Here is a 20,123-nt window from a genome sequence, read left to right on the forward strand (position 1 = left end):
AGTGAGCTGGGTCAACTCCCCTGGAGGATATCCCCAGGGGAGCAATTATTTATCCAGCGATAATATAACTCCTAAGGTCATTACCCGGAGCAACAGCTCGCGCTCGCGTGTTTGCCAGTCGTTCAACTTGCTGCTGTACTCGCAGGGCAAAATCAAAGAAGGTATCTTCAGTACAGCGCCAGTAGCTAAGCCCCATGTCAAGCAGGACATAATGCTGACTGCCATCGCTGAAGGTGACTGTCAGTTCTCGTCCATGCTCCGTACTCTGGTTATCCCCCGTTAACCAGCTAATTGCTCCCGGCCACGCAGGCCCCAGATATCCTTCTTCAAGTAAAGTGGTCACAACCTGCTGACGATCTTCCTCATTAAGCCACGCGTTATAGAGAGCGTCGTGTTGGCGAGAGTTGTAATCCAATTTTTTGACGCAAACAGTGAGGCTGGCGCGTTCCGCCATTCCCTGTTCAACCAGCTCGGTTAAGATTTCACCTAACAAACGCGCCGTGAATGGGCTATTAAGATAACGATCGCTATACTCAACATGTGTTATCTCTTTGTGGCGGGTAAATGCCTGCTTCCAGCCAGCGTGCTGTTGCGTGACTAACGACCAGAAACGCGAACCAAAACCTTCCAGCGGCCCGTCCAGTTGTTCGCAGAGATTGATGCGCACCGCCCCGGTGGGTAAGGCGGGCAGTAAATCTTCTGCACTTAAGGTCTGACCCGAGAAGGTTTTTCCGGACGTTCCTTTAAGTGTCACTACTGGTGAGGACGCACTTTGTCCCCATAATTCACCAGGTGCAACGGTAGCGCTGTCGTCTGCGGCCCACTGTTGGCTTTGCCCTTCGCGAGTCACCTGTGCAAGCCAGCGCCCCTTTCCTTGCATGAGTTGCGCAGTGGCAATGGATTTCACTTGTAAGCGCCCTCCCGGCATCGCCGCCAACGCGGAAAGCTGATGTCTGGAGCTATCAGTTAAGTTTGCCAACGGCGTGGCCACCAGCAACTCAACATGCCCACCGGAGGAGGCAAACTGGAGCAACTCTTTCAATAATGGCCATTGGGCAAAGTCCCACTGTTCCTGCGGCCCCGCAAGAACCAGCGAGCAGGAGTCATAAATCTCGCTGTTCAGGCATTGCGCAATACGTAAACTCAGAGGGTTAGTTTCAACCCGGCTACCATCGCCGAAGTACTGATATTCTGGCGCGAGGTTAAGTCGCTGCAACCGTGCATTGGTAAGCAGGGTTAATGCATGGTGACGATCTAATCTGTTGACATAATGCTGACTGTCATAGCTGAGCAAGCAGTGGTGACAGAATTTATCGCAACTGCAATCGAGCAATTTTCTGGCGTAATTAAAGACATCAGCCCAATGGTCGATCAATTGCACTGCATAACCTGCACCACCCGCATTATTGTCGTAAATGAAGATGGAATATCCGGTATAGCCATTGATATCGCGCGCTTGCTGCGTCGTCACGCCCAGCTCAGTATTTTCGATACCCAATTTATGCGCTAACCCTTCACGCAAAGTGACCGCAAGGGATCGCGCAGCAACCTCATCACGGATCAACAGGTCATTATCATCATTGAGTTGCAGCTCAACCATATCTGTTCGACTGCTATACCCCAACCACAGATCTTTATGCACATGACCGTGGCACAATTTATTGCTCCCCTGACGATCGTTACTGCCCCCTCGCAACAGGTAATGCGTATTTTCCCTCTCTGGGTTCTTTAGATTTTCAGGGGTACGCTGGGGTTGAGTTTGAGATTCTGCCCGACCACATGAGAGGCAAATTGCGTAGCCGTGGCCAAATTCCCCTTCACTGAAGTGGAACAATTCCCCACTATGGCTAAAACGGTAACGTCCTAGCCCAGCATCGGGTAAAGAAACCCACACCGAAGACGGTACAAGAACACGTGGATCTTTCCAGGGAAGTTGTGCAGGCATGGATACATCATTATGTGCCTGATAACGAATATCTGTCGCAAAACCAACAGGCTGTAAATAACGCTTCACATCAAGTTGCTGTATATCCGCTTTGCAGTGACTACATTCGACAGGACGGGTAGTACTGGTTGCCCCCGCACCACATTTACGACAATGCCAGAACCACGGAATATGATGATCGCCTGACAGCTCCTGCCCGCTGGCAAGTACCTTGCCAAGCATAATGCCCGAGGAACGATATACTTTTCCGCCCAATACCACATCTGCACCAGGAGCATACTCGCGTAATGCTGTAGGCAAATCACGGCTGGGCAATTTTTCAATACGACGAGAAAAGCTTTCTCCCCCTTCATTAGGGTCAGCCTGAGTAGCTTTTATTGCGCGACGTTTTTCCAGCTCATCTGCCGTCAAATAATTGAAATTGACGACGCCAACCGGGAAACCATGCCCCGGCAGGAACGCTTCACTAATGAGTTTAGAAAACAGATATGCACCGCGATAATCACGAAGCTGATAAGCGATGGCTTTACCTGCTGGCGTTTCTTCCCACGCGCTGTTATCCGCCTTCAACGCTTCGATATTTTCCAACAGTATCGCAAGTTGGCTTCTCCAGCGGATATCAACCTGCTGCATCATTGCTTGTGTGCGGGTCAAGAGCTGGGTTGCCGTCAATGACATCAGGACGGTTCCCTGAGTAAGGCGTTTAAGTTTATCCGCCAGCTGATCGGCCTGGTGATTTAACCAATGGAGAAAACGAAGACACTGGCTCTCATCACCTTCAAAGAACCATTTGCAACTCAGTTTTGTCGCATCAGGAACTTCAGCTCGTAAAAACAGACCTAAAACCAGGGCATTAACATGTCGTTGAACAATACTACTGCTTCCAAAACGAACCCGTGGCGCACTGGCAGTAGTGTTAAACGCCCAGAGGGGATCTTTGAATACCTCCATTCCATGCGCAGTGTTTTTACATAACGTAATAGCAGCAGATGCACTCTCTCCACGACGCCCCGCGCGACCTGCACGCTGCAAATAATTTGCCGGAGCTGGAGGAACGTTGTTCATTGCCACCAAACTCATACCACCAATGTCCACCCCCATCTCCATAGTCGTGGAGCAGTTCAGCACATTAACTTTGCCTGACTTAAATTGTTTTTCATTAAACTGGTTCTGCTCAGGCGTTCTCTGCGCAGAGTGTTCCTCCAGACGATACCAGCTATCTTTCAGGGCCAGTCGGTCGCTGCGAGTAGACCATAATCCTTCCTCGCGGGCATGTTGAATCAGCGCATTACTTTCCAGCCACTCCAGACGTTCTTCTCGGGCGATTTCTCCACCACCAGACAAACGCCAGTGACGTACAGGAAGCTCAGGCATTTCAATCAACACTGCTTTTTCAGGTGCAATTTCTTTGCTACCCGGCAAATACGGAGAGTATCCCAGCAACGTGACGTCTAACGCACGTCGAGTATAGGGGCAACGCCACACTTGCTTTGGACTGTAAAATTCAGCTTGTTGTTTAATATCCAGCTGATAACCCGACTCAAACTGACGTAAGCAGGGTCGAATTGCATCCCAGACCTCAATCATTAAGTGGTTAACTAACGATTTCCAGTGAGCCTGCTCAGGTTGTATTGCCGGAAAGACTGCGATTAATAGCTTAATGACCCGGTTATAATGGCGATCGCGTATTTGTGGCCAAAGTTGATCACGTTTCTGCCCTTTGTTTTTTTTATCTGGGCCCTGGAGCATTTTTACCGGGAAACGTGCCCCCATCCAGCGAGGGTATTGCTCGTTTTCGTAAAAAACGGCACTATTTTCACGGATAAAGAAATCAAGAGTAATCTTCAATAAATTACGCCATTCCGCTAATTGCTTATCGGGATCGGGTAATAATGTCTTCCAGTCCTGCGGGCAGGTTGTAACTTTATCAATGAATGGATAGTGAATAGCTACCAGACCCAGACTTTCGAGGGTCCAGGCATTTTTAGGGCGGCGACCAAACTCGCTGTATAAACAAAAATCTGCAAACTGTTGTTTAGTAAGATCAAGCCCAGACAATTCTTTAAAACTGCCTCTCATTCTATCGGCAAGGTCCACACTGCCAACCAGCTGTTCAGACAGCGTTTGCCATGACATGGTTTTCTTCTGCTGATTGCCAGAGTTAGCCTGAAGTATTTGCATCGCTTCAGCATGCTCCGGGCTTAAGGAACTCACCATCGGCTCAATAATTTTAAGTGCCTGAATGTCCGCCGGGTTAAGCTCCTCATTCTCAGCCATCGCTTTTTTCAGCGCGTCGATGGAATTTTTTAAAGGAAGGATAGAAAACTGGCTAATAAAACTCTCTAACAATGCACAGTGTGCCGGGCTGAGTTTTGCTGAAGGCTCTGTAATATTTGCCAGCTCCTGGTAACAAAGAGCTCGCAACGTCGCTTTATCGGCATCCTGCTGTAAGCGGGCTGAAATGCGAGCGGTACCCTGACGCGAATCCGTAAAGGTGAGCAAGCGTCGACCATTAAACGGTCCTAACTGCTCTTCTCTTGTTTGCGGTAATGGTGAAAACTCCAACAGAGTAGGAATAATTTCATTTAAAAAAAAGGGTGCGCCAAGTCGAAGCGGACGGAATAAAGGATTATTTTTCCGTTGAGTGTCGCCGCAGCAAACACAAGCAAAGGAATTATTGCGTCCCTCACCTCGAGATTCCGGTCTTAACAGGTTTATTTCATAGTGCTTTTGCGCTTCACTATCAATTTTCCCCGCCGTCGTTTCTTCCAGTGAAATGATATATTTTTCACCATCGCTCGCAATCAGACGATCAAATTGAGAGTTATTGTCTAATTCGTCGTTGTCTTCATCTTCAGAATAAACATCTACATCAAGAGCAAATTCATCCACTTCGGCAGCGGCTGGTTGCGCTACCAACCAGTTCGTTCCATCACCGCGCATCTCCTCTTTGGCAGACAAATAAGCTGAACCACACCCGGAGCAACGTAAAACTTCAAATACCGGCGCACCACAGTCACAATATTGGCGCTGCTCAAACCATACCTGACCAAATGGCCAGTCACTCTGATTTAATTCATGCGCTTTATGTGAGCATTGTTTGTTTGAACATGCCCATAGACCCGCCAGTGTTCTGATAAACCCATGCATACGTAATGGCGTAAAAGCCAGTTCACCTTCTCGCGATCTTGCCATTAGATCGAGGAGTTGCAGTAGCTCACGGTGATTAATATCTGGCCAGGTTCTTCTGGCAACATTGAGCAACTCACTCAAACGTACTGCCTGCCGTCCTGGATGAGTTAACGCCTGACGCAATTGCTGGGCCACACGGTACTGACAAAGCTGTTGGTAAAGATCCTGAGGGCTCAGAGATTTAAGAGACGTTAAAGATGTGGGGTATTCATGACGAATCAGCGACTCCGATACCCGCGGTATTTGTCGATAGCCGCGAACCACTTCGACATCACGTTCTGTAACGCCCGCGAGATCAGCGACAAATTTAGCAAGCTCCTTATTACCTTCAGGAGAGTCTTCACCAATAGTGGCAGAGGTCGCGATAATCTGCACAGGTTTATCTGTGCCGGGTCCAACATTGAAAGCCTGCATAACACGACGTAAAAGCAGCGCTAACTCAGCAGCCTGAGAACCAATATAACTATGGGCTTCATCCAGGACGATATACTTTAACATCCCCTGAGACTTTTCGATGATTGGGGCATCTTTACGACGAATCAGCATATATTCCAGCATAGTGGTATTCGTCACCATGATGGAAGGTGGTGCTTCGTAAATGGCTTCCCGACTCAAAGCTTGTTCAGGTACTTTCAACTGATCTTCCTGAACTTCGTATTTGGTATGCCGGGTTTCGCCATTATATAGCGCGAAGCGTATTTTCCCCTTAAATCCGCGCGTCCATTCGCGAAGTCGCTCCTGTTGGCTGTTAATTAATGCATTTAACGGATACAAGAAAATAGCTTGTGTCCCTGTTAGTGACTGGCGGGTCGATTTTTGCTGACGAATAAGATCTTCCAGAACCGGTACCATAAAGCATTCTGTTTTCCCGGATCCCGTACCGCTGCTCACTAACAAGGATTTTTTGTCTTCCAGAATCGTTCGCCACGCAGTAAGTTGATGACGAAATGGCACTGGCGCTTTGCTCAATGCATCAACCAGCGGGCTGGAGATCAGCTTGTCCCGCAAATCCTCCATTGTTTCATCCGCAGGCATCCAGCCGAATGTACTTTCGAATACCGGGTCTGCAAGCAGTGACCCCTCCTGACCGGGAGGCTGAAAATATTGTGATTCCAGATAATGAGTCAACGACTTGCTCCGCAATGCCAACTGACTTACCACCGACCTCACCGCACGCTGATGAAGCTGATTTAGAAGTGGCGCATAATGCAGTTGCTGAACGTCCATCAATGACATACTCCTGCTTGTTCAAAATAATATTGATAGATTACCCCTAATTGCTGCGGGGCTTGCTGATAGTGGAATTCAAAAAGCGCAGACAGTTGATGTATCAGGTTATTATCTTTTTGGGTTAACAGCGCTGCGACTAACATCAAATTAAAACGTTTTTCAAGCCGTGAGTGATATTTATCTTCAATCCAAAGCTTATTAAAAACAGATTTTAACTCTGGAGTTATAGCACTAGCCCAAAGTTCTTTAGGGAAGATACTGATACGCCCAAAGCTGTCGGGGTTCCTTAATAGCATCTGTTTAGCTTCATTAAACTGCTCACGACTAACAGTTGGCAAGACATTACAACCGGCTGGTAGGCTCTCGCTATATGTAAGTAACATATTCGCAATGGGAGCCAGCCGACGATCGATATGTGCACGATGGTTCATAAAAGCAATAAAGGGTTGCAATATATGTAATGCTAATGTTTTATCGTTAATCTGTTTTTCCAGATAAGTCCAACATTTTTGGAAAACATCTTTCCAGATTGAAACGGGAATCCATCCCCATGAAAAGGGTAATTCTTCCTGTATATCATAAATCGTATCGCTATCACCAGAAAGACATGATGATATTAACAATTGAACAACCACGCGGTAATTACTCGAAATACCTCTGAACAAGTCCAGATCCAGCAAGGATAAGCCATTATTAATTTTGTATTTCTTAATATACTCTGTTAATAAACAGCAATAATTTTGCAATGGGTTGTTATCTATTTCAAAAATTAGCTCATTAAAATTTTTTTTGCGCTGTTCTGGGTCTGCTTCGCATAGAGCATTTAGTAATAAATCATTTGTCTGCAATACAGGTAGCATCCATTTAATTACTGGTGCAATGCGAGCTGTACCATCAAGTTTTCCCACAATTAACCATGGACTATCCTGAACATTCAGAGCTGAAAGATCATAAGCAAATTCATCTTTTTTTAGCAATGATTTGTGTAAGCCAGGATCCTTAAGAGAAATAGCATCAACAACCAGTTCGTCTATTCTATTTGCAGGAAAAACAACAGAATTTTTTATATCAACCAGTAACCCTTGATCGTGTTCAATAAAACTACCATCGTAGCGTTTGATGTTGAGTGTTGCTTTATCCTTTCCAAATCTGTCAGAGTAAAAATCAACACATAATGTACTATTGCTGTTCCATGCACATGCCAGCATAGCATTTAGCAAATTATAGTTCTCATAAAGTGAAATTTGTTGTAATTTGTCATTGCGTCCTGATAAAAGAGGAAGGTCAGCATGTAAATAACGGAATTTTTCAGCTACTGGATTTTCATCCAATAACTCGATATTAAGATATCCTCTTCCAGCACATGATATGGTTAATAACTCAGCATCTATTCCATGCAAATGTGCTATAGATGCCACACCATCAAAATGAACAGAACCATCATTAGTTACAAATCGGCCACCGCTAACCGGTTTAGGTAATAATAGTTTAAGATTAGAACCATCTTTCCAGGAGACCCGTAAATCAACGGTATTTTCCAGCATCTGCGATGAATTATAATAAATAGCACACTCGTTTTGTGAATAATCGGACTTAAGTGTTACTTTTTCATTGTTTGAATATTTATCAATTCTAGTATCCGTTATACCAGAAAGCATAATAATGCCTTGCTGAGCACTCTCAGGTATAATATTAATATCGAAGTCTGCTGGTAAAACTACAACTTTACCGCTAAATAAAACCTCATCATTAACTATTCGCCGGACTTCTATCTGTCCTTTTGGCATTTCTGATGCGACAGAATACCAGGCATTGTTACCTGAACGAATGGAACGCCAAAAAAGTTCTTTCTCCGGTACAATGCCATATTGCAGATCCTTTTTCCAACCGATCTTCGGCCAGGCTCGATGGACAGGATAATCCGATTTAACCAGTTCAACTTCTGTCGATTTAATATAATATTCAATCGCAGAATCATAAAGTTGCTGGGTGCGAATTGTACAAACTGCACCATCATGTAAAACAACGCTAAATACTCCACTTATTTTAGTTAAGCTGCGTTCACTGTTTTTCAGCAACCTTGGAATATCAAACTCACCTTCTCCACTAATATCTAAATGGCTATTTTTCGGTAGCGAAATAAACAGAGCATTTAGCCTGGAACTCACAGACCCCATACCAACAAGTTTTAGCTGCGATTCACTCTCATTCATCGCTTCAAAAACCCAGGGAAGTTCTTCAGTAAGTTCATAACCGCCTTTTGGAATTGTGTGACCTAACAGAATTGGACCTTCATGAAGCGACAATGAGATTTCGGCCATTGCATCTGCACCAGAGAGTTTTTGCATCGCAATAGGTAATAACTCGACCCGCCAATCTTGCTGCTCATAACGGCTTAGCATTGCCAACCTTGCCCCGCCATTTTTCCATTTTCCTGAAATGATGAGTCGGGTCTGCTCCGGCTGAATATGGCATTCAAACAAAGAGGTTAACTGTTCTGTACGCATTGTGGCCGGGAATCGGAACCGGGCATCGCAATACCAACTGTCATCAACATCGACCCAGATTCTTTCAACCTGAAGACTACTTGCACTGCGTATTTCAGAAGATTGAGAAAGTAATCGCCTTACAATCTCTGCAGCATTCGCTTCGGGGAGAACGAGTGGAAGTTGAAGATGCCAGTCTGGAGAGAGCTTACGTAATGCAGAAACGGGATCACTGCTTTGAGGAGGATGCTCACTAAGTAATCGGCAGAGAGTCTCGCAGAATTCACCGGCTATTTCATAGACCAGTTCGTTTTGCATTGTGACAGGAATCGTATCGCCTAATTCTTGTGCAATTTTAGCGGCAGGATATTGAGATGATTGCCCACGAAGCGCCTGATATATCCTTCTGAAATAGGTAATCAAATAACCGCTCTCATTTTCAATCATGCGGATAGGTAAACCACCTTCACAAGCCAGTGTATGCAGATAACCCGAAGCTTGCCCCAGGTTTCTTATCTTTCTTTTCCAGTAGCGAATGCCATCATTAACCAGCTTCTGTCGATGAACATACGGAACTTTCCAGTCAATAGAATCTAAAATTGTGTCCCATTTAGGGTGTCCGACCGTATGAGTCCGGCGGATAAACTCTGCGGCATATATGCTAAATAGAACATCGCTATAGGAAATGAATATCGTTCTGGGATAACTACGGGGGGCATAAGTACGCAGTAGTTCTGCCAAACTTTCGTACTCTGTATCAGTACAACGGTAAGCATATAACGCCCTTCCATCAGCTCCGGATAATGAACGGCGACTAAAAAACATGTTAAGCCATTGCAAAAGTGGGTTAACTGGAGTTTTCACAAGCAACCTGCCTTCCTTTGATACAATTCGTAACAGATTACTATCATCATAAAAAAGCTCAACCCGATGAACTCGCTAAAAATGAGACAAATCATTTATATCTCGAAAAAACTTGTTACAATCATGAGCGCTACACCGGACTTAACCATATAAATTATGTGTGCTTTGTTTGTTTTTTAAGCAATTACAACTATCCATTATTTGCACAGGTATCAAAATGTTAGCGCAGCTTTTTGAGCAGTTGTTTCAATCGATAGACTCTACACTGATCACCAATATTTTTATCTGGGCTGTTATATGCGTATTTTTATCAGCGTGGTGGTGTGACAAAAAAAATATACATAGTAAGTTTAGAGAATATGCTCCAACCTTAATGGGGGCATTAGGTATTCTGGGTACTTTCATTGGTATTATTATTGGGTTACTCAATTTTAATACCGAAAGTATTGATACCAGCATCCCCGTATTATTAGGTGGCCTAAAAACAGCATTCATTACAAGCATTGTAGGTATGTTTTTTGCCATTTTATTTAATGGAATGGATGCTTTCTTTTTTGCCAATAAACGAAGCGCGTTAGCAGAAAATAACCCTGAATCCGTTACACCTGAACATATCTATCATGAATTAAAAGAGCAGAACCAGACTCTGACTAAATTAGTCTCGGGTATTAACGGTGATAGTGAAGGTTCTCTTATTGCTCAAATAAAATTACTACGTACTGAGATTAGCGATTCCTCGCAAGCACAATTAGCTAATCACACTCATTTCAGTAATAAGCTTTGGGAACAACTTGAACAATTTGCAGAGCTGATGGCAAAAGGTGCTACAGAACAAATTATTGATGCTTTGCGGCAAGTCATTATTGATTTTAATGAAAATTTAACTGAACAGTTTGGTGAAAACTTTAAAGCACTTGATGCCTCTGTAAAAAAACTTGTTGAGTGGCAGGAAAATTATAAAACGCAAGTTGAGCAGATGTCAGAACAATATCAACAAAGTGTCGAGTCCCTGGTTGAAACAAAAACTGCGGTTGCCGGGATTTGGGAAGAATGTAAAGAAATTCCACTGGCTATGTCTGAACTGCGTGAAGTGCTTCAGGTGAACCAACATCAAATCAGCGAACTCTCCCGCCATCTAGAAACCTTTGTCGCCATCCGCGATAAAGCTACAACCGTATTACCTGAAATACAAAACAAAATGGCTGAAGTGGGTGAACTGCTGAAATCCGGAGCTGCAAATGTTAGTGCATCTCTTGAGCAAACCAGCCAGCAAATACTTCTTAATGCAGATTCAATGCGCGTGGCCCTGGATGAAGGTACCGAAGGATTCAGACAATCGGTTACCCAAACACAACAAGCATTTGCCTCGATGGCTCATGATGTCAGCAATTCCTCCGAAACCCTAACCAGCACGTTAGGTGAAACAATTACTGAAATGAAACAAAGTGGTGAAGAATTCCTGAAATCACTAGAGTCGCACTCGAAAGAATTGCATAGAAATATGGAACAAAATACGACTAATGTGATTGATATGTTCAGTAAGACTGGTGAAAAGATTAACCATCAACTATCCAGTAATGCCGATAATATGTTTGATTCAATCCAGACATCATTTGATAAGGCAAGTGCAGGGCTGACGTCTCAAGTCAGAGAATCAATTGAAAAATTTGCTCTATCCATCAACGAGCAGTTACATGCTTTTGAGCAAGCAACTGAACGTGAAATGAACCGTGAAATGCAATCATTAGGTAATGCTCTGCTTTCAATCAGCAATGGTTTTGTCGGTAACTATGAAAAACTTATTAAAGATTACCAAATAGTTATGGGGCAGTTACAAGCATTAATTTCTGCTAATAAACATCGCGGGTAATCGATCATGGATAAGATTATAGGAAAACAATTACCTAAAAAAGATCAAGATAATGAACACTGGGTATCCATGTCAGACTTAATGGCAGGGCTGATGATGGTTTTCATGTTCATATCTATTGCTTATATGCACTACGTACGTATTGAAAAAGAAAAAATTAAAGAAGTTGCCGTAGCCTACGAGAATGCTCAGTTACAGCTTTATAATGCTCTGGATATTGAGTTTGCAAAGGATTTACAAGACTGGGATGCAGAGATCGATAAACAGACTCTGGAGGTTCGATTTAAATCACCGGATGTTTTATTTGGCTTAGGAAGCACAGAGCTTAAACCAAAGTTTAAACTCATTCTTGACGACTTCTTTCCTCGCTACCTAAAAGTTCTTGATAATTATCAGGAACATATTACTGAAGTCCGCATTGAAGGTCACACAAGTACTGACTGGACAGGAACAACGAATCCTGATATTGCTTATTTTAATAATATGGCACTATCACAAGGTCGTACACGAGCAGTATTACAATACGTTTATGATATAAAAAATATCGCGACACACCAACAATGGGTTAAAAATAAATTTGCCGCAGTAGGTTATTCATCTGCACATCCAATTCTTGATAAGAGCGGCAAGGAGGATCCTAATCGCTCTCGTCGTGTCACCTTCAAAGTTGTGACAAATGCCGAGTTGCAGATTAGAAAGATTATTCAGGAGTAAGAGATGAAATTATCTATCGACATTTCAGAACTTATTCAATTAGGGAAGAAAATGTTACCAGAAGGAGTCGATTTTTTTCTGGATGAATCCCCTATTGACTTTGATCCTATAGATATTGAGTTATCCACGGGTAAAGAAGTTAGTATCGAAGATCTTGACCCTGGTAGCGGGCTTATCTCTTATCATGGCCGCCAGGTTCTTTTATATATTCGAGACCATTCAGGGCGTTATGATGCGGCTATCATCGATGGCGAAAAAGGAAAACGTTTTCATATTGCCTGGTGCAGAACTCTTGATGAAATGCGGCATAAAAATCGATTTGAAAGGTATCATGCAACTAACCGCATAGATGGTTTATTCGAAATTGATGATGGCTCAGGTCGGAGCCAGGATGTTGATTTACGGGTATGTATGAATTGCCTCGAACGACTTAATTATAAAGGAAGTATTGATAAACAACGAAAAAGAGAGATTTTTAAATCATTCTCATTAAATGAGTTTTTTTCAGATTATAGTACCTGTTTTCGTCATATGCCTAAGGGTATCTATGACAAAACAAATAGTGGGTATGTCGAAAACTGGAAAGATATATCTAAATCAATACGAGAAAAAGCCAAGTATACCTGTATTGATTGTGGCGTGAATTTATCAACCGCCAAAAACTTGTGCCATGTCCATCATAAAAATGGCATCAAATATGATAATCGCCATGAAAATCTGCTTGTCCTGTGTAAGGATTGCCATCGTAAACAGCCCCTCCACGAAGGTATATTCGTTACCCAAGCTGAGATGGCTATCATTCAACGTTTACGTTCCCAACAAGGGTTATTAAAAGCAGAATCCTGGAATGAAATATATGACCTGACTGATCCGTCAGTGCATGGTGATATTAATATGATGCAACATAAAGGCTTTCAACCTCCTGTTCCTGGGTTAGATCTTCAAAACTCAGAACATGAAATTATTGCAACCGTAGAAGCAGCATGGCCAGGCCTTAAAATTGCAGTTAACCTTACTCCCGCCGAAGTCGAAGGATGGAGAATATATACCGTGGGTGAGCTGGTTAAAGAAATACAAACCGGAGCCTTTACGCCAGCAACTTTGTAAATTCTAACACTCCGTGAAAGTTAGGGCTTTCGCGGAGGATAAATAAAATTTTCCTGATTTGTGACTCAAATTACAAAAGTAGTTTATGGCATAACTTGTCTGGTTTTTATGGTGTAATAGGTATAAAGGTTTATGCTATGGTTAGCTTCATACTTAAAACTTCCCTCATATGGGTGAAGATTAAATCTTGGTAGGCAGGAGACAGTCACAATGAATAAAACAATAACGGCGCTTGCTATCATGATGGCATCATTTGCCGCGAACGCGTCTGTATTACCGGAAATCCCAGTACCATTTAAAAGTGGTACTGGTGCAATTGATAACAACACTGTCTACATCGGTTTAGGTAGTGCAGGAACAGCATGGTATAAGCTGGACACACAGGCCAAAGATAAAAAATGGACAGCTCTGGCTGAATTCCCCGGCGGCGCGAGAGATCAAGCAACGTCCGCATTTATTGATGGTGATTTGTATGTATTTGGCGGTATTGGCAAAAACCAACAAGGTTTAACCAGGGTGTTCAGCGATGTGTACAAATATAGCCCAGCAACTAATACCTGGATTAAATTGATGTCACACGCACCTATGGGCATGGCGGGTCATGTGACTTTTGTGCACAACGGCAAGGCTTATGTTACTGGCGGTGTTAACCAAAATATTTTCAATGGCTATTTTGAAGATCTCAACGAGGCTGGAAAAGATTCAAAAACTATAGATAAAATCAACACCCGCTATTTCGATAAAAAAGCAGAAGATTATTTCTTCAATAAGTTTCTGTTGTCTTTTGATCCCTCTACACAGCAATGGAGTTACGCTGGCGAATCGCCCTGGTACGGGACGGCTGGTGCGGCGGTTGTGAATAAAGGTGATAAAACCTGGCTTATTAATGGTGAAATAAAGCCTGGACTGCGGACAGATGCCGTATTTGAACTTGATCTTACCGGCAATAACGTAAAATGGAATAAGCTTCCTCCCATCTCATCACCAGATGGCGTCGCTGGCGGTTTTGCAGGTATTAGCAATGACTCTCTTATATTTGCCGGAGGAGCCGGATTTAAAGGCTCGCGCGAAAATTACCAGAACGGTAAGAACTATGCGCATGAAGGCCTGAAAAAATCGTATAGTGCTGATATTTATCTGTGGCATAACGGGAAATGGGAGAAATCTGGCGAACTGTCGCAAGGTCGAGCCTACGGAGTATCATTGCCCTGGAATAATAGTCTATTGATTATTGGCGGTGAAATTGCGGGTGGTAAAGCTGTTGCGGATTCAGTGTTGCTCTCAGTGAGAGATAATAAAGTTACTGTGCAAAACTAACTTTTCTGGGTTTCCATTGCCTGAAAATAAAGATGATGTTCATCCTGGAATAAAATAACTGGCGCGGTTTGCGCAGATACATCCTGCGCCCGCCATATCACTTTAAAAGAGAACTGACAAACGCGCCTGATGAAAATCCAAATAATTTGAGCAAGGGATATAACGGTTCAGCGTACCGAATGCCTGAGAACAAGACGACGGCGCTACGAAGCCGTCATTTCAGTCGGGGGATGATTGTAGACAAATTTGTTGACGGTATTTTGCAGTTTTGGTGCGAAAGATGAGCGTTCATTAATTTGATTTATTTGCATCCATCAACGCTTTTAACTCCTCCGGTGTAAATGGTGGTTTGCGTCGGTGCAGCATCGCATGGCAATTAGGGCAAACAGGCAGCAAAAAAACAAATGAGATCAAGGTAATATATCTTCGCTTGCAGGCTTGAACAGCAGAAAATTTGCGAGCATGATCGCAATTATTTCACTGCCAGGGATATCAATGGCTTCCAGTAAATCGCTACAGCAGGCAATTGCCAACATAAAAATCTGGCACAAGGGTGAACAGCGCGCGCCTCATAAGCCATTGTTACTGCTATACGTATTAGCGGGATACCTGAATGGACATCCGCGCCTTTTCGATTATGGATCAGAAATCTACGAACCTCTGCACAGTTTACTGGAACGTTTTGGGCCACAGCGTTCACAGTACCGACCTGATATGCCGTTCTGGCGATTACAAGGCGACGGATTCTGGCAATTACACAATGCCGGGCTTTGCTCAACAGCAGGGAGCAGCCGACAACCGCCAGTGAAGGAACTGACTGAATACCACGTTGCAGGCGGTTTCGACGAACAGCACTACGCCCTGGTAACCGGCAATAAAAAACTCATCAACACTCTGGCGCAACAGATACTCGAAGCGCACTTCACCGAGAGTATTCAGGAAGAAATCGCTGACGAGCTGGGTTTTGATCTCCAGCAAATCCGTAAACAGCGCGACCCGTTATTTCGCAAACTTGTATTGCGCGCTTATAACTACCAGTGCGCGATATGTGGCTTTAATATGCGCCACGATGACACCACCGTCGCGCTGGAAGCAGCGCATATAAAATGGAAACAGCACGGCGGCCCTTGTGAAATCCCTAATGGCCTGGCGCTTTGCGCTATTCACCATAAAGCCTTTGATAAAGGATCGATTGGCCTGGATGAAAATATGCGAGTGCTGGTATCGGATGCGGTAAATGGCGGAGGGATCGTTGAGAAACTATTCTGGGATTTTGACGGGAAAACTATTGCGTTGCCGCAGGTACGTAAAAATTACCCTTATGAGGGGTTTGTGGAGTGGCATCGGAAAGAGGTTTTTAGGGGGTGAGGTAATACTTATTTTGCTGATTTAACGTCTCTATCTTATTCAATTCGGCATCATGAACAGCCATGATATGCTTAATACGGGGCGAAGAAATTAGACCGTTATGATCGGTTTAGATTTCCGTTATTACTTGCATTCGCTTTCATTCCTAATAGCCCCTGCCGTTAATGCCAGGCGCATTACGCAAAGGAGAATGATTAGTAAACAATAAGAGTGAAAATCAGGAAGGCGACTCGCAATAAATCTGAAAGTCGCTTTCACATTGTTAAAATATATCCTTTACCACGCCTGTGTTGTGAACTGTTCATAACACTTATAGCTGACGTTGATCCAGACTGCTATATATCGCCTTTATTTCATTTTTTACGCCTTCGCCACGGTACACCAAAGACGTATCGTATCGTTGATATTTATCTTCTCGCGCAGCACTGAACCAGTTAAAAGATCCAACGCACAGCAACTCCTCATCTCTAATCACAATTTTGCTGTGAACGCGATTCACCAATTTTGTAGCAATGCCCATATTATTGAGCTTTTCGACTGCACCATTTAGAAGATGCAGTTTCTCCTGGCGCTTATCATCATCGATATGCGCAATATTGCAGTTTTTATCCGTTACCACGGTAATATCAATACCTCGGGAGCGGGCCAGAGCCATTGACGTCAGAAACCCCGTTTGCTCCACTTTTTGCCAGGATAACCAGGGGGAAATAATCGTGATCTTCTGTTGAGCTGCGGCCAGAGCATTATTCAAGAATTCATCATGCTGCTCCACACCATGCAACGTTGAAATTTGTGTCTGTGCGGAAATTAAATCCTGTCGTTTCTGAAACTCAAATTGCAACGCATTATTATCTGAAGCAAACAGAAATTTTGCCAATAACCCTCGCGGCGAAGATGCGGGCTGCATCTCAATAAGGTCCATATCGCCAAAGACCAGAAAACTATCCTTAGCGCGTGAGACAGCAACATTGAGGATACTGCTGTTGCTATCAAGAAACCTGCCATCTTCATGTTTTGAGTAGACTGGGGAAAAGAGAACAATCGCCCTTTCCGCACCCTGCAAGGAGTGCACAGTCCCCACTGTTAGTGAGCCCTCTTCGTCTTTGTCATTAATCTCCAGCTTACGCAATGACGTTTTGATGGCATTAACCTGCGCCGAAAATGGCGTCACAACACCAACAACTTTGTACAGAGGCTCCCCGTAATGGCGCTCTATATCATCCTTATGTGTCGCCAGCCATGCTGCTATTGTTTCAGCTTCAAGAGGGTTATAACGGCTCCCCCCATTTGGCTTCATGCCTCGGCCATCAATATGCAGATATCCCATTGCGGGAAAAATCGTCCCTTTTTCCATCCCTCTTTTAGGCTGCAACTTACCGTTATAGCAAAGTGAGTTACAGTAGCCGATGATGTTATTGAAACAGCGACGATGCTCATACAGATACATTCCGCGCTCGAACTTGGGATCATACTGGTAGCGGGAGTTGAACTGGGCAACCTGCATTACGCTGCCAGATGCTGCACTTTTTCCAGACCCACACACATGGGAATATGTATTTATTAACTCTTCCTGAGTGCCACCAGAAAGAATATTCTCCTCAAGCATATTGCCCATATCAGTAACGGGTAGACAATTCCAGATTGGAGCTATTTGCTCCGTATCGCCAATCACCAGTGCTTTCTTCGCCAATGCAAAAGAGGCCGCAGCAACCTCCGGGAGTACCTGCCCTGCTTCATCGACAATCAGTAAATCGGCAAAGTTATATAAATAATTATTATCCGATGTTCTGTCCCCACCAAAAGATTTTCTCCTGTTCATATGGTAAGGCAACATGTAGCAGGTCATTACCACACAAGGAGTAAGTTTCATTCTTCTTAGCCAACGAGCCTCGGCGATAGTTGTCCCGGTAATTCCTTTTTCTTTTTGCAGGTTATCGATTGCCGCCATATCCATCAGCCAGCGACCTTCCCAATAATGAGTCGCTAACAAGAACGCTGGAAAACGAATCTGAGTATCGGCAAACTCGTCCGCTCCGGCGAGGTTCAGCTCATCGTCTCCCCTGTAGCCCAGAGCATAAGTCAACCCGCGCCATTGTTTTGCTGCTTCCATTTCGCTTCGGGCTATGTCCTGCGCAAAGTTGATATTCTGTTGGCACACCGCCTGCTCTTGTTGTGCTTTAGCGATCAAACTATCGATAAATTTATCAATATCTTCGGGACAATTTCCCTGGAACGCTGTCATTCTTGTGCCGAACGTAGAGTCCAGGAAGAGGTTAATCTGGTAATGGCGTTTAGCACGAACAGCAGGGAGCCATGACAAAAATGCATACATAAGCGACTCATCGGCACGGTATTGCTGCCACTGCTTTTTACCTCTGGCCAAAAGTGAAATTTCATTACCAATATTGAGAAGAAGTGTGTTTTTGTCCTGAAGATACTGGTCGAGATTCTCACTGATGACTCGCTGTTCATGGCGGATATCATTGAGTCTGCGCCATGCGGGTTCGATTTGCTGAAGTTGCATAAACTGTGAAGTTAAACGTTCATGCAAAAGCGTCACTACATGCTCTGGCGAATTGCACTCTCCAGCTCCAAACGCCGCCTCCGCTTTTTCAAGGTAAAAGGCCCGGGCTTTTTCCAGATATTCCTGGGATTCAACGCGGTTAAAAAAATCTTCAGTCTGGTATTTCTTCGCTGCCTCAACCTGACGGCTTTTAGACGGAAAATAAGCGCCATAGCTTATTACCTCCGGCAACCAACGCCCAGACATTACGCCAAAACCAGTAGAGAAATCTTTTCCAAAGGCTTCGATAATATTGGTGACGGCCTGATTGTTAGTCGATGTGGCAATAATTACAGGAGGTTCAGTTTGATTAAGTGCGGCTCTTGTCCATTCGGTGGCAATAATAGAAAGCACCAGCGTAGTTTTACCCGTTCCCGGAGGACCGTTGACAGCGAGCATATCACCCTGCTGTTGAGTCAGATAATGGCTCAGGGCATCGCGCTGCGCCACTGCCAGCGGAAACTTATCGCCGGAATGCCCCAGACGTTCGCAGAACATCGCATTCTTAGCGAGAAGTGGCTCCACCGGAGCCATTTCGTTTGATGCAAAACGCGTTAATAGCGGAACCTTAACCTGGCTCATCAGAAGATGGTCATACATAGGCAGGATATGAACGCTGGCCCCTACATGCTGGCTAGCTTTAACAATATAACCGTATCCAGCCCGTTCGTATGGCTCAGATGTAGCGACCCAATTTCCAGCGACGTTTCTTAAAAGGTTATCTGACTGTTGAAGATAATTTTGCCAATGCTGACGATACCTGGCATGGCGTTCCGCTTTCTCTTCGTCAGTTTCTTCGTAATGTTCTGGTTCATCTTCATTAATGGTGGCTGTGCTATGCGTGGTTTTGTATTTGTCATATTGCGCCAACTCACCAATAGAAAAATGACCGGAAGGGAGAGGTTCAAGCAGATCGCGGGGAATAGTGGCTGAAGCAGCAGGAAACAAAAAACCTTCCCTATTCAGAAGAGCGGAGGTAACCAGTGGCGTGATAATTGCGGGGGCACCTGCCATTTGCTCTTTGCCATGCTTTACTATGCGGTTCCACACCTGGGGCCGTAACACGACTTCAACGGTTTTTACCGACTCCCCTTCACCGTCAAAAAATGCCCGAATAGTCTCGTCATCCAACTGCCCTGCAGTGATATTTATCCATCGAATGAATGAATCTATATCTTTACGTGAAAACGTTCCTTTACCAGATTCGGCGTCAGCTAAGGAGTTGCGCCAGTATGAAGTGAATCCCAATGTATTGCTGTCCATTTTCCATTCCGTGACATAATAGAAATCATTGATTTCATTGATGTAAATATTACTTATGATTAAACATTGTCCACGATGCGAGCACGATCGCAATAAATATTGTGCCTGGAGGATGGATTAGATTTTCTGAAAGAGCCGAATCCTTAATAGATAAGCGCAAACATACTTGGTTCGGTATTCTTAAGGGATTTAATATGGATTGAA

General features: G+C 44.1%; 9 protein-coding genes and 1 pseudogene. 5 read left to right on the plus strand and 5 right to left on the minus strand.

What is annotated here, in order from left to right; translation table 11 throughout:
- Positions 1–49: 49 nt before the first annotated feature.
- Both AACS80_RS04050 and AACS80_RS04055 read right to left on the minus strand, forming a co-directional pair.
- A complete protein-coding gene (locus AACS80_RS04050) occupies positions 50–6,364 on the minus strand; it encodes a DEAD/DEAH box helicase (RefSeq protein WP_138183667.1) in 6,315 nt (2,104 codons plus the stop codon).
- Positions 6,364–9,723, minus strand: a complete 3,360-nt coding sequence (locus AACS80_RS04055; protein WP_138183668.1) for an STY4851/ECs_5259 family protein — start codon at positions 9,721–9,723, stop codon at positions 6,364–6,366. Before AACS80_RS04055 ends, AACS80_RS04050 begins: the two co-directional genes overlap by 1 nt.
- 211 nt (positions 9,724–9,934) lie before the next feature.
- Here AACS80_RS04055 and zorA2 point away from each other — a divergent pair, with 211 nt between their 5' ends.
- The 4 genes from zorA2 (at position 9,935) to AACS80_RS04075 (ending at position 14,725) form a co-directional block, all read left to right on the plus strand.
- Entirely contained in the window at positions 9,935–11,587 is a 1,653-nt protein-coding gene (gene zorA2 / locus AACS80_RS04060; RefSeq protein WP_138183669.1) for a type II Zorya anti-phage system protein ZorA2, read from the plus strand.
- 6 nt (positions 11,588–11,593) lie between these two features.
- Positions 11,594–12,301: a type II Zorya anti-phage system protein ZorB2 gene (gene zorB2, locus AACS80_RS04065; RefSeq protein ID WP_130259548.1), complete on the plus strand. Its 708-nt coding sequence runs from the start codon at positions 11,594–11,596 to the stop codon at positions 12,299–12,301.
- 3 nt (positions 12,302–12,304) lie between these two features.
- A complete protein-coding gene (zorE, locus tag AACS80_RS04070; RefSeq protein WP_138183670.1) occupies positions 12,305–13,408 on the plus strand; it encodes a type II Zorya anti-phage system protein ZorE in 1,104 nt (367 codons plus the stop codon).
- Between the two features lie 210 nt (positions 13,409–13,618).
- On the plus strand, positions 13,619–14,725 hold the full coding sequence (locus AACS80_RS04075) for an N-acetylneuraminate epimerase (protein WP_135410887.1): 1,107 nt from the start codon (positions 13,619–13,621) through the stop codon (positions 14,723–14,725).
- 214 nt (positions 14,726–14,939) lie between these two features.
- On the opposite strand, the gene AACS80_RS23920 is transcribed toward AACS80_RS04075, so the two are convergent.
- On the minus strand, positions 14,940–15,017 hold the full coding sequence (locus AACS80_RS23920) for a hypothetical protein (protein WP_445236439.1): 78 nt from the start codon (positions 15,015–15,017) through the stop codon (positions 14,940–14,942).
- Positions 15,017–15,121, minus strand: a pseudogene (locus AACS80_RS04085) (HNH endonuclease); the annotation flags it as partial. The pseudogene AACS80_RS04085 and the gene AACS80_RS23920, both read right to left, overlap by 1 nt.
- Before the next feature lie 99 nt (positions 15,122–15,220).
- On the opposite strand from AACS80_RS04085, the gene AACS80_RS04090 reads away from it, so the two are divergent.
- Positions 15,221–16,093, plus strand: a complete 873-nt coding sequence (locus AACS80_RS04090) for a phosphorothioated DNA-binding restriction endonuclease (RefSeq protein ID WP_130259545.1) — start codon at positions 15,221–15,223, stop codon at positions 16,091–16,093.
- Between the two features lie 310 nt (positions 16,094–16,403).
- Here AACS80_RS04090 and yjhR read toward each other — a convergent pair whose 3' ends face one another.
- On the minus strand, positions 16,404–19,919 hold the full coding sequence (yjhR, locus tag AACS80_RS04095; RefSeq protein WP_138183671.1) for a helicase YjhR: 3,516 nt from the start codon (positions 19,917–19,919) through the stop codon (positions 16,404–16,406).
- Positions 19,920–20,123 lie beyond the last annotated feature (204 nt).

It is taken from the genome of Escherichia sp. E4385, assembly GCF_963883145.1.
Lineage (GTDB): Bacteria > Pseudomonadota > Gammaproteobacteria > Enterobacterales > Enterobacteriaceae > Escherichia.